At 57.9% G+C, this 24,542-nt stretch carries 19 protein-coding genes and 1 tRNA gene; 15 read left to right on the forward strand and 5 right to left on the reverse strand.

What is annotated here, in order from left to right; all coding sequences use genetic code 11:
- The first annotated feature begins 64 nt into the window (after positions 1-64).
- Positions 65-2,026, forward strand: a complete 1,962-nt coding sequence (locus QPL94_RS16440; protein ID WP_285358880.1) for an aconitate hydratase — start codon at positions 65-67, stop codon at positions 2,024-2,026.
- A gap of 31 nt (positions 2,027-2,057) precedes the next feature.
- A complete protein-coding gene (locus QPL94_RS16445) occupies positions 2,058-2,429 on the forward strand; it encodes a YidH family protein (protein ID WP_285358881.1) in 372 nt (123 codons plus the stop codon).
- A gap of 31 nt (positions 2,430-2,460) precedes the next feature.
- On the opposite strand, the gene QPL94_RS16450 is transcribed toward QPL94_RS16445, so the two are convergent.
- Complete coding sequence (locus tag QPL94_RS16450; RefSeq protein WP_285358882.1) at positions 2,461-2,709, reverse strand: thiamine-binding protein; 249 nt, start codon at positions 2,707-2,709, stop codon at positions 2,461-2,463.
- A gap of 13 nt (positions 2,710-2,722) precedes the next feature.
- Complete coding sequence (gene ggt, locus QPL94_RS16455) at positions 2,723-4,378, reverse strand: gamma-glutamyltransferase (RefSeq protein ID WP_285359332.1); 1,656 nt, start codon at positions 4,376-4,378, stop codon at positions 2,723-2,725.
- Positions 4,379-4,594: 216 nt separating this feature from the next.
- Between ggt and purU the strand changes: the two genes are divergently transcribed.
- The 12 genes from purU to pyrF all read left to right on the forward strand — a co-directional run bounded on the left by purU (position 4,595) and on the right by pyrF (position 18,968).
- Positions 4,595-5,449: a formyltetrahydrofolate deformylase gene (gene purU / locus QPL94_RS16460; RefSeq protein ID WP_285358883.1), complete on the forward strand. Its 855-nt coding sequence runs from the start codon at positions 4,595-4,597 to the stop codon at positions 5,447-5,449.
- Positions 5,450-5,576: 127 nt separating this feature from the next.
- On the forward strand, positions 5,577-8,177 hold the full coding sequence (gyrA, locus tag QPL94_RS16465) for a DNA gyrase subunit A (protein ID WP_285358884.1): 2,601 nt from the start codon (positions 5,577-5,579) through the stop codon (positions 8,175-8,177).
- Positions 8,161-9,243, forward strand: coding sequence for a 3-phosphoserine/phosphohydroxythreonine transaminase (gene serC / locus QPL94_RS16470; RefSeq protein WP_285358885.1), 1,083 nt, complete (start codon positions 8,161-8,163; stop codon positions 9,241-9,243). Before gyrA ends, serC begins: the two co-directional genes overlap by 17 nt.
- A 2-nt stretch (positions 9,244-9,245) precedes the next feature.
- Entirely contained in the window at positions 9,246-10,346 is a 1,101-nt protein-coding gene (gene pheA, locus QPL94_RS16475; RefSeq protein ID WP_285358886.1) for a prephenate dehydratase, read from the forward strand.
- 29 nt (positions 10,347-10,375) lie between these two features.
- Positions 10,376-11,515, forward strand: a complete 1,140-nt coding sequence (hisC, locus tag QPL94_RS16480) for a histidinol-phosphate transaminase (protein ID WP_285358887.1) — start codon at positions 10,376-10,378, stop codon at positions 11,513-11,515.
- 1 nt (position 11,516) lies between these two features.
- Positions 11,517-13,745, forward strand: a complete 2,229-nt coding sequence (locus tag QPL94_RS16485; protein ID WP_285358888.1) for a bifunctional prephenate dehydrogenase/3-phosphoshikimate 1-carboxyvinyltransferase — start codon at positions 11,517-11,519, stop codon at positions 13,743-13,745.
- The gene (cmk, locus tag QPL94_RS16490) at positions 13,745-14,425 is read left to right on the forward strand and encodes a (d)CMP kinase (protein ID WP_285358889.1); all 681 of its coding nucleotides are present in this window, start codon (positions 13,745-13,747) and stop codon (positions 14,423-14,425) included. Before QPL94_RS16485 ends, cmk begins: the two co-directional genes overlap by 1 nt.
- A gap of 131 nt (positions 14,426-14,556) precedes the next feature.
- Entirely contained in the window at positions 14,557-16,251 is a 1,695-nt protein-coding gene (gene rpsA, locus QPL94_RS16495) for a 30S ribosomal protein S1 (protein WP_137434118.1), read from the forward strand.
- 132 nt (positions 16,252-16,383) lie between these two features.
- Positions 16,384-16,680, forward strand: coding sequence for an integration host factor subunit beta (locus QPL94_RS16500; RefSeq protein WP_007154691.1), 297 nt, complete (start codon positions 16,384-16,386; stop codon positions 16,678-16,680).
- 72 nt (positions 16,681-16,752) lie between these two features.
- A complete protein-coding gene (locus tag QPL94_RS16505) occupies positions 16,753-17,055 on the forward strand; it encodes a LapA family protein (RefSeq protein WP_285358893.1) in 303 nt (100 codons plus the stop codon).
- Positions 17,055-18,224 (forward strand): lipopolysaccharide assembly protein LapB, encoded by a 1,170-nt coding sequence (lapB, locus tag QPL94_RS16510; protein ID WP_285358894.1) that lies wholly within the window; start codon positions 17,055-17,057, stop codon positions 18,222-18,224. Before QPL94_RS16505 ends, lapB begins: the two co-directional genes overlap by 1 nt.
- A 33-nt stretch (positions 18,225-18,257) precedes the next feature.
- Positions 18,258-18,968, forward strand: a complete 711-nt coding sequence (pyrF, locus tag QPL94_RS16515; protein ID WP_285358896.1) for an orotidine-5'-phosphate decarboxylase — start codon at positions 18,258-18,260, stop codon at positions 18,966-18,968.
- Between the two features lie 567 nt (positions 18,969-19,535).
- Here the strand turns inward: pyrF and QPL94_RS16520 are convergent.
- Positions 19,536-19,611: transfer RNA gene (locus QPL94_RS16520), tRNA-Asn, on the reverse strand.
- A 69-nt stretch (positions 19,612-19,680) separates the two neighbouring features.
- Complete coding sequence (locus tag QPL94_RS16525) at positions 19,681-20,865, reverse strand: pyridoxal phosphate-dependent aminotransferase (RefSeq protein ID WP_285358897.1); 1,185 nt, start codon at positions 20,863-20,865, stop codon at positions 19,681-19,683.
- Positions 20,866-21,050: 185 nt separating this feature from the next.
- On the opposite strand from QPL94_RS16525, the gene uvrB reads away from it, so the two are divergent.
- A complete protein-coding gene (uvrB, locus tag QPL94_RS16530) occupies positions 21,051-23,087 on the forward strand; it encodes an excinuclease ABC subunit UvrB (protein ID WP_228263331.1) in 2,037 nt (678 codons plus the stop codon).
- 118 nt (positions 23,088-23,205) lie between these two features.
- Here uvrB and rimI read toward each other — a convergent pair whose 3' ends face one another.
- On the reverse strand, positions 23,206-24,324 hold the full coding sequence (gene rimI / locus QPL94_RS16535) for a ribosomal protein S18-alanine N-acetyltransferase (protein WP_285358898.1): 1,119 nt from the start codon (positions 24,322-24,324) through the stop codon (positions 23,206-23,208).
- Positions 24,325-24,542 lie beyond the last annotated feature (218 nt).

Here is a 24,542-nt window from a genome sequence, read left to right on the forward strand (position 1 = left end):
AGTGTCGGGAGGCTATAGTTAGAGGTGTGAATATCTGAAATCTGGCTCGCATGGAGGTCATCCAATGACGAAGCAGACGAAGAGCCAACCGCGTAACGTAGCCATCAAGCTGATTGAATCGCACCTGGTGTCAGGAAAGTTGAAGCCCGGCGAGGAAATCGGTCTGAGGATCGACCAGACGCTTACCCAGGATGCCACCGGAACGCTGGTTATGCTCGAACTTGAGGCCATGGGGCTTGATCAGGTGAAGACCGAGCTGTCCGCGCAGTACGTTGACCACAATCTGTTGCAGACGGACCACCGCAACCCGGACGACCATGTGTTTCTGCGCAGTGCCTGCGAAAGGTTCGGTATCTGGTTCAGCCCCGCCGGTTCCGGCGTGAGCCATCCGGTACATATGGAGCGTTTCGGTAAACCGGGCAAGACTCTTCTGGGTTCAGACAGCCATACCTGCGCAGCCGGGTCGCTCGGCATGCTGGCAATGGGGGCGGGTGGCCTGTCTGTCGCCATGGCCATGTGCGGTGAGCCATTTTACCTGAACATGCCCAGGGTAATGGGGGTAAAACTCACAGGAAAGCTGCCTGACTGGGTGAGTGCCAAGGACGTGATTCTTGAGATGCTTCGCCGCCACGGTGTAAAGGGCGGTTCCGGGAAAATCATTGAATACTACGGCCCGGGTCTCAAAGGGCTCTCTGCCATGGATAGACATGTCATTGCCAATATGGGCCAGGAGATGGGCCATACCGCCACAGTGTTTCCGGCCGATGACGTGGTGCGTGATTTTCTCCGGCAGCAACAGCGGGAAGCTGATTTCCAGAGGCTGGAAGCCGATGCCGGGGCCACCTACGACCTGCACGATGAGATCGACCTCGGCCAACTGGAACCGTTGATTGCGTTGCCGAGCAGTCCCGACAAAGTGTTTCCGGTGCGGGAAGTGGCAGGAGAGCCCATCTATCAGGCCTACATAGGCTCTTCCGCAAATCCCGGCCTGCGCGATTTTGCGGTTCCGGCAATGATGGTTAAAGGTCGCCAGGTTCATGAACGGGTGTCATTCGACATAAATCCTACCTCCCGTCAGGTTCTGGAAAACCTGGTAGAGCTCGGCCATCTGACGAGTTTGCTCAGTGCCGGCGCGCGCCTGCATCAGACTGGTTGCAACGGCTGCATTGGCATGGGGCAGGCACCGGCAACGGATCAGATCAGTTTGCGTACGGTGCCACGGAATTTCGCGGGTCGCTCCGGTACCAGTGAAGACAAGGTTTGCCTCTGTAGCCCCGAAACAGCCGCTGCTTCGGCGCTGACAGGTGTGATCACCGATCCCCGCGACCTGGAGATGAGTTGCCCTGTTTTCGACGAGCGCAGCACCTTTTACGTGGAAGACCGAAACATTCGTCCTCCGGCGAAGCACCCGGAACTGACTGTGGTTGAAAAAGGCCCCAACATCAGTACTCTGCCGAGCTTTGACAGCCTTCCGGACTCGTTGGAGGCTCCGGTTCTGCTCAAGGTGGGCGACGATGTCTCCACGGACGATATCCTGCCCGCGGGCTCCAGGATATTGCCATTCCGTAGCAATATCCCGGCAATCAGTGAGTTCACCTATACCCGGCTGGACCCCAGTTTTCCGGAACGGGCAAAGCAGTACCAGACGAGTGGCTCGGTGATTGTTGGGGGTGACAACTACGGCCAGGGTTCGAGCCGGGAGCATGCGGCACTTGCCCCCCGTTATCTGGGCGTGCGGGTGGTCATTGCCAAAAGCTATTCGCGCATCCACTGGCAGAACCTTTGCAGCTTCGGCGTACTACCCCTGAGTTTTGTCGCCCCGGAAACCTTTGACAATATTGAGCAGGGTGACGAACTGGCATTCGACGGGCTGGTGGAGGCGTTGGAAGCCGGGGACAGCATCCTTGCCAGGAACAGCCGCACGGGCGAACATTATGAGTTGACTCACGATCTCAGTGACCGGCAGGTTCGCATGATTATCGCAGGTGGCTTGCTGAACATGATGCGCCAGGCACTGGCCGCGTGACGCGTTGTCGTGACCCACACCAAGGAACCTCATGTCTGACCTGAAAGACCCAAGAGTTCTGTTTGCCGCCGAACGCACCCTGCTGGCCTGGAACCGAACCAGCCTGTCATTCATTGCATTCGGCTTTCTGATTGAGCGCGCGGGCCTGCTTCTGCATGTGCTGGCGCCAGAAAGCGTAGGCGTGATGAATGCCATGCTGGGGTTCTGGATTGGCATCCTGTTTATATTGCTTGGGGCCTTTGCCGCGGTGTGGTCCTCGCGTCAGTTCCGCGCCCTGTTACGCACTTTGAGCCCGGCCGAATTTCCCACCGGCTACGGATTCCGCTGGGGGCTCGCGGTTAACATGGTTGTGGCCTTCCTGGGTCTCGTGCTGGTCGGTGCGCTGTTTATCGGCCGCGGGTAGGTAGGGCGGGCGCTACCCGCGGCCTGGTCTGCTACCGTGGCCTGCGGTCACCTTCCATGATCTTGGCCACAAACACCGCTTTGCCGTACTCCTCGAACGACCACTTCATGGTGTCTGAAAGCACCCGCATCACCTCATCATACTCACCGAACATTTCCGTGCTCATGCGGCCGGGATAGATTTCCAGGCCACTTTTCTCCAGCCGTTCAACAACCGCGCGGATGGGTGGTTTATAGTCATCGGCGAGTGGATAGCAACTCAATTGCACTGATAAATACATAAAACCTCCCGGGTCAGTAACCCATGGCTGACGATGTGCTGCGGCGCGGGTCCGCACCGCCGTACAGGGTTCCGTCACTGTCGATCAGTATGCTCTGGATGGCACCCATGGCGCTACCTGTCACCACCTTGTGGCCCATCTTTTCCAGTAGCCGCACGGTGTCAGGGCTGATTCCCTGTTCGATACGGATTTCGTCTGGCAGCCACTGGTGGTGAACCCTCGGCGCACTGACCGCAGACTGTATGTTCATATTATGGTCAATCACATTGAGCAGCACTTGCAAGGTGGTCGTGATAATCCGCGAGCCACCGGGGCTGCCGGTGACCAGATAATTGCGGCCATCGCGCCTGACAATGGTCGGTGACATGGAGCTCAGCATGCGTTTGCCGGGCTCGACCTTATTGGCTTCGCCACCGATCAGTCCGTAGGCGTTGGGTTCGCCCGGTTTGGCGCTGAAATCGTCCATCTCATTATTCAGCAGGAATCCTGCACCGCTAACGGTGATGCCGGAGCCGTAGCTGAAGTTGATGGTGTAGGTATTGGAAACGGCATTGCCCCAGCGGTCGACAATGGAAAAGTGAGTGGTTTCCGGGCTTTCATGGGCGCCCGGGTTGCCGGCGCGGATGTCGGATGACGGCCGCGCCTTGTCCGGGTCGATGGTTTTGCGTAAAGCCTCACCATAGTCCTTGCTGGTCAGGCCCTTCAGGGGCACATCCACGAAGTCGGTATCGCCCAGGAACTCGGCACGGTCTGCATAGGCCAGCTTCATGGCTTCGGCCATATGGTGAATGCTGGCGGCGGAATTGTGACCAAAATCAGCGAGGGGATAGCCCTCGAGGATATTGAGAATCTGTACGATGTGGGTGCCGCCGGAGGAGGGCGGTGACATGGAATAGATGTCGTGCCCCCGATAGCTGCCATGAACGGGCTCGCGGATTTTCGGCTGGTAGTTTTTCAGGTCGTCCAGGGTGATCAGGCCGTCGTGGCGTTGCATTTCCTCCACGATCAGTTGCGCGGTCTGGCCTTCGTAGAATCCTTCAATGCCCTGGTCGGCAATCCGCTGGAGTGTGTCGGCCAGTTCCGGTTGCCGGAAGCGTTCGCCGGGTTGCCACGCGGAACCGTCTTCTTTATAGAAGGTTTCCAGGGTTGCAGGCCAGCGCTGTAGCCGGTCCCGGGCCTCCTCCAGGCCTTCGGTAAAGCGGCCTGGTACGATAAAGCCTTCCCGCGCCAGCTTTATCGCCGGCGCCAGTGCCTCTTTCAGGGGCAGGGTGCCGTGCCGCTTCAGCGCCAGGGCAAGACCAGCCACGGTACCGGGTACCCCGGCGGCCTTATGGGTGAACCGGCTGCGGTTCTGTACCACGTTGCCTTCCTCATCCTGGAACATCGTTTCCGTGGCTGCGGCCGGCGCTTTCTCCCGGTAATCGATGGCTTCCACGGCTTCACCGCTGCCGGGCGCATAAAGCATGAAACCACCCCCGCCAATATTGCCCGAGCGGGGCTGGGTGACTGCCAGGGCAAACCCGGCTGTGACCGCTGCATCCATGGCGTTGCCGCCGTTTTCCAGAACCTTCAGCGCCACTTCGGTTGCCAGTGTATGGCTGGTGGCGACCATCCCGTTCATCGCCTTGACCGGGTGGTGGCGTTCGCCCTCGAGAATAGCGTCGGGCATAGCCGGTTGCAGTGGCAGGAGTAATGCGATGGTAATGATCAGTTTTGTGGCCAGTGAGTGGCCCGGCACGGCTTTTTTGTTACGTACCTGTAGGGGGTGTCTATCCATGTCAGTGCGCCTCGTTTCTGATGCTCAGATAGGCTATCATAGTCGGTCATTTTTAAGGGTGTGAACCTGCACACCCGCTTTCCCGGATCAAATTAAGGAAAGGCTTCCATGGAGCATACCTATCGTCTTGTGATTTCCTGCCCCGACCGGGTGGGAATCGTTGCCAAGGTCAGTAACTTTCTGTCGACCTACAATGGCTGGATTACCGAGGCGAGCCACCACTCGGATACCCAGGCAGGCAGGTTCTTCATGCGGCACGAAATCAAGGCCGACTCGATTCCGTTCGGCCTTGAGCAGTTCCGCATTGCCTTTGAGCCCATTGCCCGCGAGTTTGATATGGACTGGCATATTGCTGATTCGGCCCGGCCCAAGAAAGTCATCCTCATGTGCAGCAAGGAATCCCATTGCGTGGCAGACCTGCTTCACCGCTGGCACAGCAAGGAAATCAACGCCGAGATCGTTGCCGTTATCTCCAACCATGAGGACCTCAGGCGCATGGTTGAATGGCACGAAATACCCTACCACTACATCCCGGTGAACAAGAACAACCGCGACGAAGCCTTCGGTGAAGTGGACGGCCTGATCGAAGGGTACGAGGCCGATGTGGTTGTTCTGGCCCGGTATATGCAAATTCTGCCCGGCAGCCTTTGTGAAAAATACTCGGGCAAGGTGATCAACATCCATCACAGCTTCCTGCCGTCCTTTGCCGGCGCGCGGCCTTACCATCAGGCGTATAGCCGGGGTGTAAAGCTTATCGGCGCCACCTGCCACTACGTGACGCAGGATCTGGATGAAGGTCCCATTATCGAGCAGGATGTGATCCGCATCAGCCACAGTGACTCGATCGAGGACATGGTGCGACTGGGTAAGGATGTGGAGAAAAATGCCCTGTCCCGTGGGTTGAGGGCACACATTGAAGACCGTGTGATCACCTACGAAAACAAGACCGTGGTTTTTGACTGACGGGCACTGCCAATTGCCCCGCTAAAGGGTTGAATGTGGTAGTATTGGCCGCTTGTTAAAGAATAACTATGGGGCGCTCTGAAAGGCCCTGAAACGACTTCCAGCAAATGCAAAGGAACCTTTCTCGATGGGTGAGTTAGCCAAAGAGATCCTGCCGGTAAATATTGAAGACGAGCTGAAACAGTCCTACCTCGATTACGCCATGAGCGTTATCGTTGGTCGTGCACTTCCGGACGTGCGGGACGGCCTCAAGCCGGTGCATCGCCGCGTATTGTTCGCCATGTCCGAGCTGAACAACGACTGGAACAAGTCTTACAAGAAATCCGCCCGTGTGGTGGGTGACGTTATCGGTAAATACCATCCCCATGGTGATTCCGCTGTTTACGACACCATTGTCCGTATGGCCCAGCCGTTTTCTCTGCGGTATCCGCTGGTGGATGGCCAGGGTAACTTCGGTTCCATCGATGGCGACAACGCGGCTGCCATGCGTTATACCGAAATCCGCATGGAGAAAATTGCCCACTCCCTGCTGGCGGATCTGGAAAAGGAAACGGTGGACTTCGTCCCCAACTACGACGGCACCGAGCAGATCCCGGAAGTGCTGCCCACCCGGGTACCGAACCTGCTGGTCAACGGCTCATCCGGTATTGCCGTGGGTATGGCAACCAATATTCCGCCCCATAACCTCACGGAAATCGTGAACGGCTGCCTGGCGCTGATCGACAACCCGGACATGACCGTTGATGAGCTCATGGAGCATATTCCGGGGCCGGACTTCCCCACCGAGGGTATTATCAACGGCCGCGCCGGCATTGTTGAAGCCTATCGCACCGGGCGTGGACGCATCTATATTCGTGCCCGCCATGAAATCGAGCACGACAAGAAAACCAACCGCGACGCCATCATTATTACCGAGCTGCCTTACCAGCTGAACAAGGCCCGGCTGATTGAAAAGATTGCGGAACTGGTTAAAGAGAAGCGCCTGGAAGGCATTACCGAGCTGCGGGATGAATCCAACAAGGAAGGCATCCGGGTGGTGATAGAGCTGCGTCGCGGGGAAAACCCGGACGTGATCGTCAACAACCTGTTTACGCATACCCAGCTGCAGACGGTATTCGGCATCAACATGGTTGCCCTGATCAACGGCGAGCCGAAGATCCTCAACCTGAAGCAGATGCTGGATGCATTTGTGCGCCACCGTCGGGAAGTGGTTACCCGCCGAACCATCTTCGAGCTGCGCAAGGCTCGCGAACGTGGCCATATCCTGGAAGGTCTGACGGTTGCGCTGGCAAACATCGATGAGATTATTGCCCTGATCAAGGCATCTCCGGGCTCTGCCGAGGCAAAAGAGAAACTGATGGCACAGGGCTGGGCGCCCGGTGACGTTCTGGCGATGCTCGAGCGGGCAGGTGAAGATGCCTGCCGTCCGGACGACCTGCCGGAGATATTTGGCCTGCGCAATGGTCTGTATCATCTGTCGCCGGAACAGGCCCAGGCTATCCTGGACCTTCGTCTGCATCGCCTGACCGGTCTTGAGACCGAAAAGCTGCAAAACGAGTACAAGGATATTCTGGAGAAAATTGCCGGTCTGCTGGAGATTCTGGCGGATCCGGACCGTTTGATGCAGGTTATCCGCGAAGAGCTGGAAGCCATTGTTACCGAGTTTGGCGACGAGCGTCGTACTGAAATTACCAGCTCCAAGCGTGACCTGACCATTGCCGACCTGATTGACGAGGAAGACCTGGTGGTGACCATCTCCCATGGTGGCTACGCCAAGACCCAGGCGGTCGAAGACTATCAGGCTCAGCGCCGCGGTGGCCGTGGCAAGGCTGCGACGTCCATGAAGGACGAGGATTTTGTCGAGAAGCTGCTGGTTGCCAACTCCCACGACACCATCCTGTGCTTCTCCAACCGTGGCAAGGTGTACTGGTTGCGGGTCTTCGAGATTCCACGTGCCAGCCGCGCCTCCCGCGGCCGTCCAATGGTGAATATCCTGCCACTGGACGAGGGTGAGCGTATCACCACCTTCCTGCCGGTACGTGATTACCCGGAAGACCAGTATGTACTGATGGCAACGTCCGCCGGTGTGGTCAAGAAAACGCCACTACCGAACTTCTCCCGCCCACGCAGCAGTGGCCTGATCGCGCTGTCGCTGGACGAAGGTGACACCCTGATCGGCGCAGCCATCACCAAGGGTGATGCAGAAGTCATGCTGTTCTCCACAGCGGGCAAGGCCGTTCGTTTTAATGAAGAAGCGGTACGCCCGATGAGCCGGACCGCCCGTGGTGTGCGTGGTATCAAGATGCCGGGAGGGCATCATGTGGTGTCGCTGATCATTCCCCAGGAAGGCGCCGTGCTGCTGACAGCCAGTGAAAACGGCTACGGCAAGCGCACCACCTTCGACGAGTTCCCGACATACAGCAGGGGCAGTCAGGGCGTCATCGCCATGCAGTGTTCCGAGCGTAACGGTAACCTGGTCACGGCGTTGCAGCTGTTCGAAGGCGACGAAATGATGCTGATCTCGGACAAGGGCACGCTGGTACGTACCCGCACCGACGAAGTATCGGTTCTGAGCCGTAACACCCAGGGTGTTCGCCTGATCAAGCTGAGCCAGGAAGATGAGCGTCTTGTGGGCGTTGAGCGAATCGCTGAAACCGATGCAGAAGACGAGACCGTTGTCGATGGTGAGGCCAGTGTAGATGGTGAGGACGATGACCAGGGCGTATAACTTTTGTGCAGGCCCGGCAACCCTGCCGGAGCCCGTGCTGCAACAGGCGCGGGAAGAAATGCTGGACTGGCGCGGCACCGGTATGTCGGTGATGGAGATGAGCCATCGCGGTGATGAGTTTGTGGAAATCGCCGAAACAGCGGAGAAAGACCTACGGGAATTGGCCGGTGTTTCAGAGGATTACGCCGTACTCTTCATGCAGGGTGGAGCCTCCAGCCAGTTCGCGACCATTCCGCTGAACCTGCTGGGCGACAAGACCTCTGCGGATTACATCAACACCGGCATCTGGTCGAAGAAGGCCATCGCCGAGGCGAGCCGGTATGCACAGGTCAACGTGGCGGCCAGCAGCGAAGCCGATGGGTTTACCAGCGTTCCCGACCAGGACAACTGGAATACCCGTGCGGACGCGGCCTACCTGCACTACACGCCCAACGAAACCATCGGGGGGCTGGAGTTTGATTTCGTACCCGAGAGCGGTTCCGTGCCACTGGTGGCGGACATGTCGTCCACCCTGCTGTCACGCCCGCTGGATGTATCGAAGTTCGGCCTGATCTACGCCGGTGCCCAGAAGAACATTGGCCCGTCCGGCCTGGTGGTGCTTATGGTCCGCAAGGATCTGCTGGGAAAGGCCCTCAAAGTCACGCCGACGATGATGAACTACCAGGTGATCGCGGATAACGACTCCATGTACAACACGCCGGCGACCTATTCCTGGTACCTGGCCGGCCTGGTGTTCAAGTGGCTGAAAGGGCAGGGCGGCGTTACGGCCATGGGCGAGGTCAACCGTCGCAAGGCCAGTAAGCTCTATGGCTTTATCGACGAGAATGATTTCTACGCCAACCCGATCTCACCGCGCTTTCGCTCCTGGATGAACATACCTTTCACCCTGGCGGATGAGGCGCTAAATGATGCCTTCCTTAAAGGTGCGAACGAGCGTGGCCTGCTGAACCTCAAGGGCCATCGCTCCGTTGGTGGGATGCGGGCCAGCATCTACAACGCGATGCCTGAAGCCGGTGTTGATGCGTTGATTGACTATATGACCGTGTTTGCAAAGGAGCGGGGCTGATCATGAGCAGTGATGAGCAGGCCCGTCTGGGGCAGTTAAGGGACGAGATTGACCGGGTCGACCGGGAAATCATGGACCTGATCAGCAAGCGGGCTGAATGTGCCCAGGAAGTGGCGCGGGTCAAGATGGAAGCCCATCCGGGGGAGGATGTGTTCTTCTACCGCCCGGAGCGGGAAGCCCAGGTGTTGCGGCGTATCAAGGAGAGCAATCCCGGCCCCCTGTCCGGTGAAGAGATGGCGCGGTTGTTCCGGGAAATCATGTCCGCCTGCCTGGCGCTGGAAAAGCCCATGCACATCGCTTTCCTGGGGCCGTTGGGTACCTTTACCCAGGCGGCGGCGCTCAAGCATTTTGGTCACTCCGTGGTCAGCGTTCCACTTCCGGCCATTGATGCGGTTTTCCGTGAAGTGGAATCCGGCGCTGCTCACTACGGCGTGGTACCTGTGGAAAACTCCACCGAGGGTATGATCAATCATACCCTGGACATGTTCATGTCCTCGCCGCTGAAAATCTGTGGTGAGGTTCAGTTGCGGATCCATCATCACCTGATGGTGTCGCCAAAGCACAAGGATGAGGAAATCATCCGCATCTATTCCCACCAGCAGTCGTTTGCCCAGTGTCGGCAATGGCTGGATACCCATCGTTATGGCATTGAGCGGGTCACCGTCAGCAGTAATGCAGAGGCGGCAAGGCGTGCAGCGGAGGAGCCGGGTACGGCCGCCATCGCCGGTGATATGGCGGCGGAGCTCTATGGCCTGGAAGTGCTGGCCACCAGCATTGAAGACCGGCCGGACAACACCACGCGCTTCCTGATCATCGGGCGTGAGGAAGTGCCGGCCAGCGGCAATGACAAATCTTCTATCCTGGTCTCCATGCGCAACAAGCCCGGGGCGCTGTACCAGTTGCTGGAGCCTTTCCACAAGCATGGCCTGAGCCTGACCCGAATCGAGACCCGGCCGTCTCCCAGCGGCACCTGGGCTTACGTGTTCTATATTGATTTTGAAGGCCATGTTGAGGATGAACAGGTCAGCAGGGTGCTCTCCGAGATTGATGAAGAGGCGGTGGAGCTGAAGCGCCTTGGTTCCTACCCCATCGGGGTTCTGTAACGAAATACGAATTGCTGAGGAAGGGTTCAATGTCGATTGATTACCAAAGCCTGGCGGTCAAAGGTGTGCAGGCGTTATCCCCCTACCAGCCGGGCAAGCCCATTGATGAGCTGTCCCGGGAACTGGGTCTCAACCCGGACAGCATCATCAAGCTGGCCAGCAACGAGAACCCGCTTGGGCCCAGTTCCAAAGCGCTGGCGGCGGTCAGGGACGTGCTGGATGAGCTTTGTCGTTACCCGGATGGCAATGGTTTCGATCTCAAGCAGGCGTTGGCTGCACGCTATGGTGTCAAGCCGTCCCAGATTACCCTGGGCAACGGTTCCAATGATGTCCTGGAAGTGATTGCCCGGTGCTTTGCCGACCCGACGTCGGAAGTGGTGTTTTCCCAGTATGCCTTTGCCGTTTATCCGCTGGTCACCCAGGCGATCGGTGCCACTGGCGTGTCGGTTCCTGCCAAGGATTACGGTCATGATCTGGAGGCCATGGCTGGCGCCGTTACCGAGCGTACGAAACTGGTGTTCGTCGCCAACCCGAACAACCCCACGGGTACGGTTCATGGCGCAGAGGCCATCAAGGCATTTCTTGACCGTATCCCGGCACGGGTGCTGGTTGTTCTGGACGAAGCTTACTGCGAGTACCTCCAGGGCGACGGTTATGTGGACGGCCTGTCGCTGCTGGAGCGTTACCCCAATCTGATCGTCACCCGTACCTTCTCCAAGGCCTGGGGGCTGGCATCATTGCGGGCAGGTTACAGCATTAGCTCTCCTGAAATTGCGAATATTCTCAACAGGGTACGGCAGCCTTTTAATGTCGATACTCTGGCGTTGGCCGCTGCTACCGCTGTGTTGAGTGATGAGCAATACCTGCAGCGCTCCCGTGAGGTGAATGCCCAGGGCATGAAGCAGCTTGAGACCGCTTTCAATGAACTGGGGCTGGACTATATCCCTTCTGCCGGTAATTTCATTGCGGTGGATGTAGGCGAGCAGGCAGCCGAAATCAACCAGTTATTGCTTGAGCAGGGCGTGATTGTCAGGCCGATTGCCGGCTACGGCATGCCCGGGCACCTGCGGGTTTCCATCGGCCTGCCCGAGGAGAATGATCGCTTTATTGAATCCCTCGCCCGCGCCCTGGACACTCTGGCAGCCGCCGAACCCGGCAAGGGAGCGTAAGGTGTCTGACGTCCAGCCACTGTTTCAGCGCGTTGCCGTTATTGGTCTGGGCCTGATCGGTGGGTCACTGGCCAGGGCCATCCGTGACAACGGCCTCGCCGTAACGGTTGTTGGTGCCGACAAGCGCGGGGAAGAGTTGGCGCTGGGCAGGGAGCTGGGCATTATTGATGAGGCCGCGGGTTCCATCGCCGAGGCGGTGACCGGTAGCGATCTGGTCGTTCTGGCGGTGCCTGTGAAAGCAACACGAACCGTGTTGGAAGAAATCCGGCCCCATCTGGGTGATGCCACGGTGCTTACCGATGTTGGCAGCACCAAGACCAGTTTCGTGAATGACGTTCGTGAGGTGTTTGGCGAACTGCCCGCCAAGGTCATCCCGGGCCACCCCATTGCCGGATCCGAAAAGAGCGGTATCCGGGCGGCCGACCCTGGATTGTTTGCCAATCACAAGGTAATCCTGACCCCGGCGGACAATGTCAGTACGCCGGACCTGGAGAAGCTTAAGGCCCTCTGGGAAGGTTGCGGCGCCACGGTGCTGACCATGTCCGTGGCCTATCATGACGAAGTGCTGGCAGCCACAAGCCACCTTCCGCACCTGATTGCTTTTTCGCTGGTGGACACCCTGGCGGGCGAAGACGAGAATCTGGATATATTCCGATACGCGGCAGGCGGTTTCAGGGACTTCACCCGAATCGCGGCCAGTGATCCGGTGATGTGGCACGATATTTTTCTCTCCAACCGTGATGCGGTGCTGAGGGTGATTGATCATTTCACCCATGACCTCGACCAGCTCCGGACCGCTATTGCCGATCAGGACAGTGCAACCCTGTTACGGGTTTTCAGTCGTGCCAAAGCGGCGCGGGAACATTTTTCAAAAATGCTTTCAGGAAAGGCTTACGTGACAAATAACAGTCAGAAGCAGGTAACGTTCCGTCTTCAACCCGGTGGCCGGATTTCCGGAGAAATCCGTGTGCCTGGCGACAAATCCGTTTCCCATCGGTCCATCATGCTGGGCGCCCTTGCCGACGGTATCACCGAAGTGAAAGGTTTCCTGGAAGGGGAGGATAGCCTGGCCACCCTTCAGGCCTTCCGCGATATGGGCGTAACCATTGAAGGACCGGAGGACGGTTTTGTCCGCATCCATGGTGTCGGTATCAATGGTCTTCAGGCACCGCGCGGCCCTCTCTATCTGGGCAATTCCGGTACCGCCATGCGTCTGTTTTCGGGTTTGCTGGCGGCGCAGCCGTTTGATTCCGAGCTGACGGGCGACGAGAGCCTTTCCAAGCGCCCCATGGGGCGTGTAGCAGACCCACTGCGGGCCATGGGCGCAGTGATCGATACCGCCGAGGGCGGCCGGCCGCCGCTGAAGATCCGGGGCGGCCACGCTCTGACGGGAATTCATTATGAAATGCCGGTGGCCAGTGCTCAGGTCAAGTCCTGCCTGTTGCTCGCCGGGCTCTATGCCGAAGGGGTTACCTCGGTGACTGAGCCGGCGCCAACCCGGGATCATACCGAGCGCATGCTGGAAGGCTTCGGCTATCACGTCCACCGCGACATGGCCACAGCCAGCGTTACCGGGGGTGGGCGTCTGACTGCCACCGCAATTGACGTGCCGGCGGATATTTCCTCGGCTGCGTTTTTCCTGGTAGCGGCCAGTATTGCACCGGATTCCGACCTGACTATCCGCCACGTTGGAATGAACCCGACCCGGGTCGGCGTGATCAATATCCTGCGCATGATGGGGGCCAATATTGAAGTGCTTGAGGAGCGGGTGATTGGTGGCGAGCCGGTTGCAGACCTGCGTGTTCGTTCTGCCGATCTCAAGGGTATCGACATTCCCGAAGACCAGGTGCCCCTGGCCATCGACGAATTCCCGGTGCTGTTTATCGCCGCCGTATGCGCGGAGGGCAGAACCGTCCTGCGTGGGGCCGAGGAGCTCCGCGTCAAGGAGAGCGACCGCATCCAGGTGATGGCCGATGGCCTGACCGCTCTGGGTGTGGAAACCACGGTCACACCGGATGGCATTATTATCGACGGCGGCCAGACCATGGGTGGCGGGACGATCAACAGTCATGGCGACCACCGTATTGCCATGGCGTTTTCGGTGGCCTCCCTGCGAGCCAGCGGAAACATCGAAGTCACCGATTGCGCCAACGTGGCGACGTCTTTCCCGGACTTTGTCGGGCTGGCGAAGCGCACCGGGATCAATATCTCGGCCGAAGGAGCTGAATAATGGTTGAAGGCAAGGCACCCGTGATCACTGTGGATGGCCCGGGCGGTTCCGGCAAGGGTACTATCACCCAGATGCTGGCCCGCAAACTGGGCTGGCATCTGCTCGATAGCGGCGCGCTTTACCGTCTTACCGCACTGGCCGCCGAGCGCCAGGGTGTTTCGCTGGATGATGAGCCCGCATTGGTGGAGCTTGCCGCTAACCTGGATGTGGCCTTTGAGCCGACACCCCCGGGCGAGCCGGCAAAGGTATTGATGGGCGGCACCGATGTGACCGCAGATATACGTACGGAAACCTGTGGCGACAACGCCTCGAAGGTCGCGGTAATGCAGCCCGTTCGCGATGCACTGCTTCAGCGCCAGCGTGATTTCCGCAAGCCTCCGGGGCTGGTGGCAGACGGTCGCGATATGGGCACGGTGGTGTTTCCGGAGGCGCCGGTGAAGATCTTTTTGACCGCCAGCGCTGAAGAGCGTGCGCAAAGACGTTACAGCCAGTTGAAGGACGCAGGGGTCGATGTTAATATTGACGCCCTTTTAGAGGAGATACGGGTGCGCGATGAGCGGGACATGAACCGCGCCGCCGCCCCGCTCAAGCCTGCGGATGATGCGCAAGTCATTGATTCGACAGGTTTGAGTATAGAAGAGGTGCTAGTCAGGGTTATGGCCGCAGCAGGTCAGGCCTGACTACACCTTTTTGTCGTTGAAATTCCGGGTTCGGCGTTATCGGCCAGCCACTGGCTGAATCCGGATTGAAACTAACAGACCGTGTTGCTGGTAGCACGGAGTAAACTTGCGTTGATCACATAGGACACATAATGAGCGAGAGCTTTGCGGATCTTTTTGAAGAAAGCCTAAAAGAAATTGACATGCAACCGGGGTCCATTGTTCAGGGAACCGTAGTTGATGTTGATAACGACTGGGTCACCGTTAACGCCGGACTGAAGTCCGAAGGCGTTATCCCCGCCTCCCAGTTCCTCAATGAAAAAGGCGAGTTGGAAGTTGCTATTGGCGACGTTGTTGACGTAGCTCTCGACGCTGTTGAAGACGGCTTCGGCGAAACCCGTCTGTCCCGTGAGAAAGCCAAGCGCGCAGAAGCCTGGAAGGTACTCGAGAAGTCCTTCGAAGCCGAGGAAGTGGTTAAGGGTATTATCAATGGCAAGGTCAAAGGCGGTTTTACTGTCGATCTGGCCGGTATCCGTGCCTTCCTGCCGGGTTCTCTGGTAGACGTTCGTCCGGTTCGCGACACCGCGCACCTGGAGAACAAGGAACTCGAATTCAAGGTTATCAAGCTCGACCAGAAGCGTAACAACGTGGTTGTTTCCCGCCGCGCCGTTCTGGAAGCTGAAAACAGCGCCGAGCGTGAAGCTCTGCTCGAAACCCTGACCGAAGGGATGGAAATCAAAGGTATCGTCAAGAACCTGACCGACTACGGCGCGTTCGTGGATCTGGGTGGTGTTGACGGCCTGCTGCACATTACCGATATGGCCTGGAAGCGCATCAAGCATCCAAGCGAAATCGTCAATGTGGGCGATGAGATCAGCGTCAAGGTCCTGAAGTTTGATCGCGAGCGTAACCGCGTATCACTGGGCCTGAAGCAGCTGGGTGAAGATCCCTGGGTTGATATCAAGGGTCGTTATCCGGAAGGCACCAAGGTTACTGCACGTGTAACCAACCTGACTGACTACGGCTGCTTTGCCGAGCTGGAAGAAGGTGTTGAAGGTCTGGTTCACGTTTCCGAAATGGATTGGACCAACAAGAACATCCATCCGTCCAAGGTCGTTCAGGTTGGCGACGAAGTGGGTGTGATGATTCTGGATATCGACGAAGAGCGTCGTCGTATCTCCCTGGGTATCAAGCAGTGTGTTGCCAACCCCTGGGAAGATTTCTCCAGCAGGTTCAACAAGGGCGACCGTATCTCCGGCAAGATCAAGTCAATCACTGACTTCGGTATCTTCATCGGACTGGACGGTGGCATCGATGGTCTGGTTCACCTGTCAGACATCAGCTGGAACGAGACTGGCGAAGAAGCCGTTCGTGAATACAAGAAGGGCGACGAGGTTGAAACCGTTATCCTGTCTGTTGATCCCGAGCGTGAGCGTATCTCCCTGGGTATCAAGCAGCTGGAAAGCGATCCGTTCGCCGAGTTTGTACAGCTGAACGACAAGGGCTCCATTGTTAAGGGCACGGTATCTGCTGTAGACGCCAAAGCAGCGACCATCACCCTGAACGAAGAAGTTGAAGCTGTTCTGAAAGCCTCTGAAATCAGCCGCGACCGTGTTGAAGACGCACGCAACGCGCTGAACGAAGGCGACGAAGTAGAAGCGAAGATCATCAGCATCGACCGTAAGAACCGCGTCATCAACCTGTCTGTGAAGTCGAAGGATGTTGAAGACGACAAGCAGGCTCTGGAAGGTGTGCGTGCGAAGACGGCTGAATCTTCCTCTGGTGCGACCACCATCGGTGATCTCATCAAGGAACAGATGCAGCAGCAAAACGCCAACAAGGAATAACAATTCCGGTTGGTATGAAAAAAAACGGGCCTAAGAGCCCGTTTTTTTTGTGTTTTTTTCTGGTTTGGCTAAACTAGAGGCAAGGAGCTGGTAACCGGCTATCCGATAATAATTTGAAGAGGGATGAGCCCCATGACGAAATCTGAACTGGTAGAGCTGATTGCGTCCAAACAGACGCAGCTTTCAGTGAAGGATGTGGAACTGGCTGTGAAAACCATCATAGAACATATGTCCCAGTCACTGGCCGATGGCCAGCGTATTGAAATCCGTGGTTTCGGCAGTTTTTCACTGCACCATCGGGCGGCCAGAACCGGGCGAAATCCCAAAACCGGCGAAGCTGTACAGTTACCGGCTAAATTTGTTCCGCACTTCAAGCCTGGCAAGGAGTTGCGGGAACAGGTCAATGATAGCCTTAAAAAGGGTTTCTGATTACCCTTACAGGGAAAGTACTTTAACCAGGTCCTGATTCAGACCATCAGGTCCGCTTGGAGCGTTGCGACTATGGCCGGATTACAGAAGGTTCTGCTCATTCTGCTGGTGTTGTTACTGGTTCTGGTGGCGCTTGTATTCTCCCTTAATAATCAGATGGCTGTGTCCCTCAACTTTCTGCTTTTCGAGACCCAGCCTCACGGTGTTGCGGTCTGGATTATTATGTCCTTTGTGATCGGCGCTTTGATCGGAGTTCTGATTACCATGCTTGCTACCGTTCGCACATCGGTTTCCCGCCGTAACCTCGAAAAACGACTTGCTCGCACCGAGCAGGCATTGGAGAAATCCAGGGCCCAGAACGACCGGACGATTTGATGGATATAGTGCTTCAGTGGCTGCTGTTGACGGTTGCGGTGGCTGCAGGTTGGTTTGTCGGGCGCATGGGCAACACCAGGGAGCGCTCCAAAACGCCCATCTCGGACGAAGAATCGGTCAAGGACCGCCTGCAATTCCTGTTCACCAACTATTCCGATCAGGCGGTAGAGAACTTCGTCCAGTCCCTGGCCGTCAACAAGGAAACGGTTGGTCTGCACCTGTCTATTGGTGCCCATTTCCGCCATAAGGGCGAGACTGATCGCGCTATCCTGATTCACCAGAACCTGCTGGCCCGCCCGGAACTTCCGCCACGTTACTCCCAGCAGGTGACCTACGAACTCGCCATCGATTATCTCAATGCAGGTTTGCTGGACCGGGCCGAAGCGCTGCTCCATCAGCTGATGGGAGACAGGGAATATGGCCGCAAGGCGTCACTGCAGCTGATTGAGCTGTACCAGCAGGAGAAAGAGTGGGGCAAGGCCGGCCAGGTCGCCCGAACTCTGACAACGGGCGACCATGATGCTGGTATGTACAAGATGCTGGCCTACATCACCTGCGAGTTGGCGGAAAACGCCCTCAAGCAGGATGATCGCTGGATGGCCCAGAAGCTGGCGAAGGAGGCACTGGAATACGACGGGTCCTGTGTGCGGGCCACCTTTATTATGATGAAGCTCCTTGTGCGCCAGGGTAACTACCGGGATGCGGCCAATCAGAGCCTTAAAGTCTTCGATCAGAATCCCGAGTTCAGCTCTGAGGCTGTTGACCGTCTAATGAAGCTTGAGCGGGAGCATGGTGACGTAGGGCGCCTGGTCAGGAAGCTCGGGAAATTCTATGAATCCTGGCCGAGCACCAGCCTGTTGCTGGCGCTGGTGGAGTCGGTTGAGCGCACCTCGGGCCGAATGGCGGCCATTGAATTACTGCGCCGTGAACTGGAAGTGCGCCCCAGCGTGCGGGGGCTGCTGCGCCTGGTAGAGCTCGCGGGCTACGAAAAAGGCATGACCACGGACGAAGGCCGTCTGGTGAGCCGCATTGGCCACCTGATACTGGCCAATCGCCCCATTTACCGATGCGCCAACTGCGGTTTTTCCGGCCAGCAACTGCACTGGCTATGCCCCAGCTGCAAGCAATGGGAAACCGTTCGCCCGATCCAGGGTGTGGAAGCCGAATAGCCCGAATTTACGACATTCTGCAGGAAAACGACTGTGCAAACCCCCGATAACCCCCGAATCATTGTTGCCCTGGACTTTCCGTCCGACCAGCCTGCATTGGCACTGGCTGACCAACTGGACCCGGCCAAATGCCGCCTGAAGGTCGGGAAGGAGCTCTTCACCCGTTCCGGCCCGGACCTGGTTCGCAAGCTTCAAGGGGGAGGCTTTGAGGTCTTTCTGGATCTCAAGTTTCACGATATTCCCAATACCACGTCGGCAGCGGTAGCGGCCGCCGCTGACCTGGGTGTCTGGATGGTGAATGTGCATGCGTCGGGCGGCGAGAAAATGATGACTGCCTGCCGCGACCGCCTGGAGAGTTTTGGCAAAGACCGGCCATTGCTGATTGCGGTCACCGTGCTCACCAGCATGGGGCCCGAAGATCTCGCCGGTATCGGCATCACCGATTCCCCGGAAGCCCAGGTCTCCCGCCTGGCAACGCTGACCCGCAATTGTGGCCTGGACGGCGTCGTTTGCTCCGCGCAGGAAGCTCCGGCGTTAAAAGCCGAGCAGGGTGCTGATTTCAAACTGGTCACCCCGGGTATCCGCCCGCTATCTGCCGACAAAGGCGACCAACAACGCATCATGACCCCCACAGACGCCCTCAAAGCCGGTTCCGACTACCTGGTCATCGGCCGCCCGATAACCCAGGCTGCTGACCCTCTGGCGGCGCTGGAGGCTATTCATTCTGAGGTGGTTGGGCTCTGACTTTGGTTCTCGGTTGCTGGCATGGCTCGAGCCTGATTGTGTGGAGTCTCGGTGCGGTGGGGGCTCCCTCCCAAAAACCGCTTCTAGTACATCCATGTACGCTTGAGCTCCGCCATCCATGGCTCCGCACATTTTTGGGAGGGAGCCCCCACCGCACCGGTTTTTTTGACATCTCAGATATCGCCGTAAAAGAAACGTAGGTCGGATTAGCGAAGCGTAATCCGACAAATGGCGGACCACTCACAAATCGAACGTCCCTATGGTTTGTCGGATTACGGCTTCGCCTAATCCGACCTACATGTTGAAGACTTCCGACGCGATAACTCCAGAGGTCCAAACAGGCGAGGTAGGGCTTTCTTTCCAAAAATGTGCGGAGCCATGGATGGCGGAGTCCAAGCGCACACGGACGTGCTTGTAGCGTTTTTTGGAAAGGAAGCCCTACCTTGCCGTGGCACCAAACTAGCAGGCTAGCGCGCACCAAACCATCAGGCTAGGGCCCAAAGCCTAACCAAAACACAAAAACGAAAAAAGCCGCTAATCCAGAGGACTAGCGGCTTTTCGGAATAGTGGCTCCCCGAGCTGGGCTCGAACCAGCGACAAACGGATTAACAGTCCGTTGCTCTACCAACTGAGCTATCGGGGAACGTCGTCATGTGACGAGGCGCGTATATTAAGGTTACCCCAACGCCTCGTCAACCCCTTGCCAACATTTTTAGCCGAGTGCTTTCTTCAGGCGCTCAATGGCCTGCTTCAGGGTATCCAGGCTGGTGGCAAAGCTCAGGCGCATATGGCCCGGTGCGCCAAAGGCGGAGCCCGGGACCAGGGCGACGCCCGCTTCTTTCAACAGTTTCTCGGCAAATTCCACATCATTGCTGACACCGGAATCCGCATCAATCGCAGCCTGGAAGCTCGGGAACACATAAAAGGTACCGTCGCCGTGCAGGCACTCAACGCCGGGCAGGGCGTTCAGGGCTTCTACCAGGTAGTCGTGGCGTTCCTTGAACGCGGTAACCATCTCCTGCACGCAATCCTGCGGGCCATCCAGGGCTGCAACTGCGGCCGCCTGGGAAATCGACGCCGGGTTGGAGGTGCTCTGGGACTGGATTTTCTTCATGGCACCGATGATCTTCGCCGGGCCCGCGGCATAGCCGATGCGCCAGCCAGTCATGGAGTAGGCCTTGGATACACCGTTCAGTACGAAGGTACGGTCATACAGCTCCGGCGTGGCGTTCAGGATGTTGCAGAACGGCTGGCCGGTCCACAGGATCGGTTCGTACATGTCGTCGGTGGCGATCATGATTTGCGGATGCTTTTTCAGCACTTCGCCAATCGCTTTCAGCTCGTCCAGGCTGTAGGCCATACCGCTGGGGTTGGACGGGCTGTTGATCACGAACAGGCGGGTACGCTCGGTGATGGCGTTCTCCAGCTGTTCCGGGGTGATCTTGAAGCGGGTGTCGGCGGCGGTTTCAATAATCACCGGCTTGCCTTCTGCGACCAGTACCATGTCCGGGTACGAAACCCAGTAGGGCGCCGGGATGATGGCTTCATCACCCTTGTTCAGAGTGGCCAGGGCGAGGTTGAAAAAGCTCTGTTTGCCACCACTGCTTACCAGGATCTGGTTGGCTTCGTATTCCAGGCCGTTGTCCCGTTTGAACTTCGCAATGATCGCCTTCTTGAGGGCGGGCGTACCATCCACGGCGGTGTACTTGGTCTGGCCGTTGTTGATGGCTTCGATGGCCGCCTGTTTGATGTGATCGGGCGTGTCGAAGTCCGGCTCGCCGGCACCAAGGCCAATAATGTCCTGGCCGGCAGCGCGCAGTTCTGCGGCTTTGTTGGTGACCGCGAGGGTGGGGGAAGGCTTGATTGCCTGTACTCGGCTGGAAAGTTGAAGATCCAAACTAGCGCTCCTTAAAGCTGCGTCTGATAGGGCTCCGGCGGCTGAGAGGTAGTGGATTACACCATGTTCAGGCCGCCTTGGATGGCACAGATGGTATCATGAAGCCCGCGTGACGATAAGTTTCTCTAACTCGATTGAACGAAGGACGTCTCCCGACTATGGCCACTTCAGAAACCGGCGCGCTGATGAAAGACGGTGCGTTCAAGGTGGATTCACCGTTCCAGCCTGCTGGAGATCAGCCCAAAGCGATCGAGGGCCTGGTGGACGGTATCCACTCAGGCCTCGCCCACCAGACCCTGCTGGGTGTGACCGGTTCGGGCAAGACGTTCACGATAGCCAACGTTATCCAGCAGGTGCAGCGGCCAACCATCATCATGGCCCATAACAAGACTCTGGCCGCCCAGCTCTACGGGGAGTTCCGGGAATTCTTTCCGGACAACGCGGTGGAGTACTTCGTTTCCTACTACGACTACTATCAGCCGGAAGCCTATGTGCCGTCTTCGGACACGTTTATCGAGAAAGACGCGTCCATCAACGAACACATAGAGCAGATGCGCCTGTCCGCCACCAAGGCCCTGCTGGAGCGGCCGGACGCGATCATTGTGGCAACGGTGTCGTCGATCTATGGTCTGGGTGACCCTCAGTCCTACCTGAAGATGATGCTGCACCTGGACCGGGGCGACCAGATCGACCAGCGCTATATCCTCCGTCGCCTGGCCGAGTTGCAATACACCCGCAACGATGTTGAATTCCACCGTGCAAACTACCGGGTGCGTGGTGATGTGATCGACGTATTCCCCGCGGAATCCGAAAAAGAAGCCATCCGCATCGAGCTGTTCGATGACGAAGTGGAAAACCTCAGTTATTTCGATCCGTTGACTGGCGAGGTTCTGCGCCGTGTGCCAAGAGTGACGATATACCCCAAGTCCCACTATGTAACGCCAAGGCAGACGGTGCTGGACGCGGTAGAGCACATCAAGGTGGAACTGGACGGCCGCCTGCAGCAGCTGCGTGACAACAACCGCCTGGTGGAAGCCCAGCGTCTGGAAGAGCGCACCCGCTACGACATAGAGATGATGCTGGAGCTGGGCTACTGCAACGGTATCGAGAACTACTCCCGCTACCTTTCCGGGCGCCGGCCCGGCGAGGCGCCGCCCACGCTGTTTGATTACCTGCCACCCAATGCGCTGCTGGTGGTGGACGAATCCCACGCCACCATTCCCCAGATTGGCGCCATGTACAAGGGCGACCGCTCCCGTAAGGAGACCCTGGTGGAATACGGTTTCCGGCTACCTTCGGCGCTGGACAACCGCCCTATGCGATTCGACGAGTGGGAGCGGATTGCGCCGCAGATGCTGTTCGTCTCCGCCACCCCCGGTAACTACGAGGCCGAACACTCAGGGCAGGTGGTTGAACAGGTGGTCCGCCCAACAGGCCTGCTGGACCCGGAAATCGAAGTTCGCCCGGCCTCCACCCAGGTGGACGACCTGCTTTCGGAAATCCGCCTGCGCACCAACGTCAACGAACGGGTGCTGGTGACCACGCTCACCAAGCGCATGGCTGAAGACCTTACTGACTTTATGATGGAGCACGACATCCGGGTACGTTATCTGCACTCGGATATCGACACGGTGGAGCGGGTTGAAATTATCCGCGACCTGCGCCGGGGCGAGTTCGATGTGCTGGTGGGCATCAACCTGTTGCGTGAAGGCCTGGACATGCCGGAAGTGTCACTGGTCGCCATTCTTGACGCCGACAAGGAAGGCTTCCTGCGCTCGGAACGTTCGCTGATCCAGACAATCGGCCGCGCCGCCCGTAACCTCCACGGCAAGGCCATCCTCTACGGTGACCGGATTACGGGCTCCATGCAGCGGGCGATCGACGAAACCGAACGCCGCCGGGCCAAGCAGACGGCCCACAACGAGGAACATGGCATTACGCCCCAGGGTCTGAACAAGAAAATTGCCGATATCATGGAAGGCGCCAGTAGCGGCGGTGGTCGCGGTCGCCGCAAAGCGGAGCGTCCCGGGGAGAAGGCTGCTGAAGAAGCTGAAAGATACCGTGCCAAGACGGGGAATCGCTCTCCCGAGGAGATCCTCAAGGAGATCACCCGTCTGGAAGACGATATGTACAAGGCCGCCGCCGATCTGGATTTCGAGACGGCCGCGCGGTTGCGGGATGATATATCTGAGCTTAAAGAGGCGGCTTTGCGGACTGGGTAGTGGCTGGTTCATGTAGGTCGGATTAGGCGAAGCCGTAATCCGACAAACCGTAGGCAAGCTCAAGTCTTGAATGGGTCTCCAATTGTCGGATTACGCTTTGCTAATCCGACCTACGAAGCTAACCAACCCGCTTCGGCCCCACAATAACCGCAGCCTGCAACGGCTGGTTCTTGCCATAGCGTGACATACGGTCGAACACCCGGCGATCTACCGGCAGGTACTGCTTGTCAGCGACGGTTTCACCGATGTCCGTGTCAATCTCGGGGTCGTGCAGGTATACAAACTGGTCATCGATGGCGCATACCGTTACCCAGTGGGGAACGCGGCTGCGGTTAAGCTGCCAGGTGCTGATCAGGATTATCGGAACCCGGCCTTCGTGGAGGGCCGCCTGCATACCGTCCAGGGTAAGGGGATCGTGGTGGAGCTCGATGCCGGTCTGGCCGATGTCGTAGAGGAAGCCCTCGTGCACCAGCTCAAGAACCCGTTTCTTGTCCTCATTGCGCACGGTGTCCTTGAATAACGCGCCCTCCTTGCTGATATAGGCGCTGGCGTGAAAACCCCGGTGCCATGCGGCCAGTGCCAGTCCGTGGGGGCCGCAGCCGCCGTGGCCGGCGAGCATGAAGATGGTGGTGGCCTCGCGCCAGAGTTTGAGCTCCTCCAGGGTGGTCATCATCTGCTGTTCGTCGAGCGTTGCCATGGCCATGATCAGTGCCGCCGGGCCGCAGGAGAATTCGGTGGTCTGGGGGTAATAGGGCACTTCGGGAAATTCCCGGGACGGTTCATAGAACAGGATGCGGCGTTCGAAGCGCAGGGCAGTGCCGTGGTCTTCGTAATAATCCCGCAGGGTGCCAAACTGGCGGTAGCCCAGGCGCTGGTACAACCGAATCGCCGGGGCGTTGTCCTCCCGTACTTCCAGTCTCATCACGATGCGGTCGGCGTCCACTGCCGCGGCTTCGGCTTCGCGAACCAGTTGCTCGCCGATGTTGCGTCCGCGTTCAGATGGCGACACCGCAATGGAATAGATGCGCGCCAGCCTGGTGGCCAGGCTCATCAGCACCAGGCAATAGCCCACCAGTTCTTCTCCGGCCACGGCGACAATCAAACGGTCCCTGGGCATGTCCAGAAAACGGCGAAAGCTGCGACGTGATATCCGGTCCTCGGTGAAGCAACGGCTTTCCAGCTCTACCAGTGCGTCCAGATCATCGCCGGTGGCGTGACGAAATTCTAGTGATGTCATAGTGTCAGGACTCTGGGTAACGCAAAAAGTGACGGCTTGGCCGGATTCAGCTACGGCGGCTATTATGAGTGAGAGCCGACATTGCCGGTAGCGTGTAATTATGCGTAAAAGCACGCATTTCCTGCCAATTGTAGGCTAACGCGTTACGGCGTATTGTTGCGCCATTGTACAGGTCCGGCCTAAACGCGGTTGTCCTGTTTATCGTTCGCTATCCGGCA

The sequence above is a fragment of the Marinobacter sp. SS13-12 genome (assembly GCF_030227115.1).
Taxonomy (GTDB): Bacteria; Pseudomonadota; Gammaproteobacteria; order Pseudomonadales; family Oleiphilaceae; genus Marinobacter.

What these genes read in the sequence shown, in the direction of transcription:
- uvrB (WP_228263331.1), top strand. Translation starts at nt 21,051, where the DNA reads ATGAAAGACGGTGCGTTCAAGGTGGATTCACCGTTCCAGCCTGCTGGA.
- QPL94_RS16445 (WP_285358881.1), top strand. Translation starts at nt 2,058, where the DNA reads ATGTCTGACCTGAAAGACCCAAGAGTTCTGTTTGCCGCCGAACGCACC.
- cmk (WP_285358889.1), top strand. Translation starts at nt 13,745, where the DNA reads ATGGTTGAAGGCAAGGCACCCGTGATCACTGTGGATGGCCCGGGCGGT.
- ggt (WP_285359332.1), bottom strand. Translation starts at nt 4,378, where the DNA reads ATGCCCGACGCTATTCTCGAGGGCGAACGCCACCACCCGGTCAAGGCG.
- purU (WP_285358883.1), top strand. Translation starts at nt 4,595, where the DNA reads ATGGAGCATACCTATCGTCTTGTGATTTCCTGCCCCGACCGGGTGGGA.
- QPL94_RS16440 (WP_285358880.1), top strand. Translation starts at nt 65, where the DNA reads ATGACGAAGCAGACGAAGAGCCAACCGCGTAACGTAGCCATCAAGCTG.
- hisC (WP_285358887.1), top strand. Translation starts at nt 10,376, where the DNA reads ATGTCGATTGATTACCAAAGCCTGGCGGTCAAAGGTGTGCAGGCGTTA.
- QPL94_RS16505 (WP_285358893.1), top strand. Translation starts at nt 16,753, where the DNA reads ATGGCCGGATTACAGAAGGTTCTGCTCATTCTGCTGGTGTTGTTACTG.
- lapB (WP_285358894.1), top strand. Translation starts at nt 17,055, where the DNA reads ATGGATATAGTGCTTCAGTGGCTGCTGTTGACGGTTGCGGTGGCTGCA.
- rpsA (WP_137434118.1), top strand. Translation starts at nt 14,557, where the DNA reads ATGAGCGAGAGCTTTGCGGATCTTTTTGAAGAAAGCCTAAAAGAAATT.
- serC (WP_285358885.1), top strand. Translation starts at nt 8,161, where the DNA reads ATGACCAGGGCGTATAACTTTTGTGCAGGCCCGGCAACCCTGCCGGAG.
- QPL94_RS16500 (WP_007154691.1), top strand. Translation starts at nt 16,384, where the DNA reads ATGACGAAATCTGAACTGGTAGAGCTGATTGCGTCCAAACAGACGCAG.
- rimI (WP_285358898.1), bottom strand. Translation starts at nt 24,324, where the DNA reads ATGACATCACTAGAATTTCGTCACGCCACCGGCGATGATCTGGACGCA.
- QPL94_RS16450 (WP_285358882.1), bottom strand. Translation starts at nt 2,709, where the DNA reads ATGTATTTATCAGTGCAATTGAGTTGCTATCCACTCGCCGATGACTAT.
- gyrA (WP_285358884.1), top strand. Translation starts at nt 5,577, where the DNA reads ATGGGTGAGTTAGCCAAAGAGATCCTGCCGGTAAATATTGAAGACGAG.
- pheA (WP_285358886.1), top strand. Translation starts at nt 9,246, where the DNA reads ATGAGCAGTGATGAGCAGGCCCGTCTGGGGCAGTTAAGGGACGAGATT.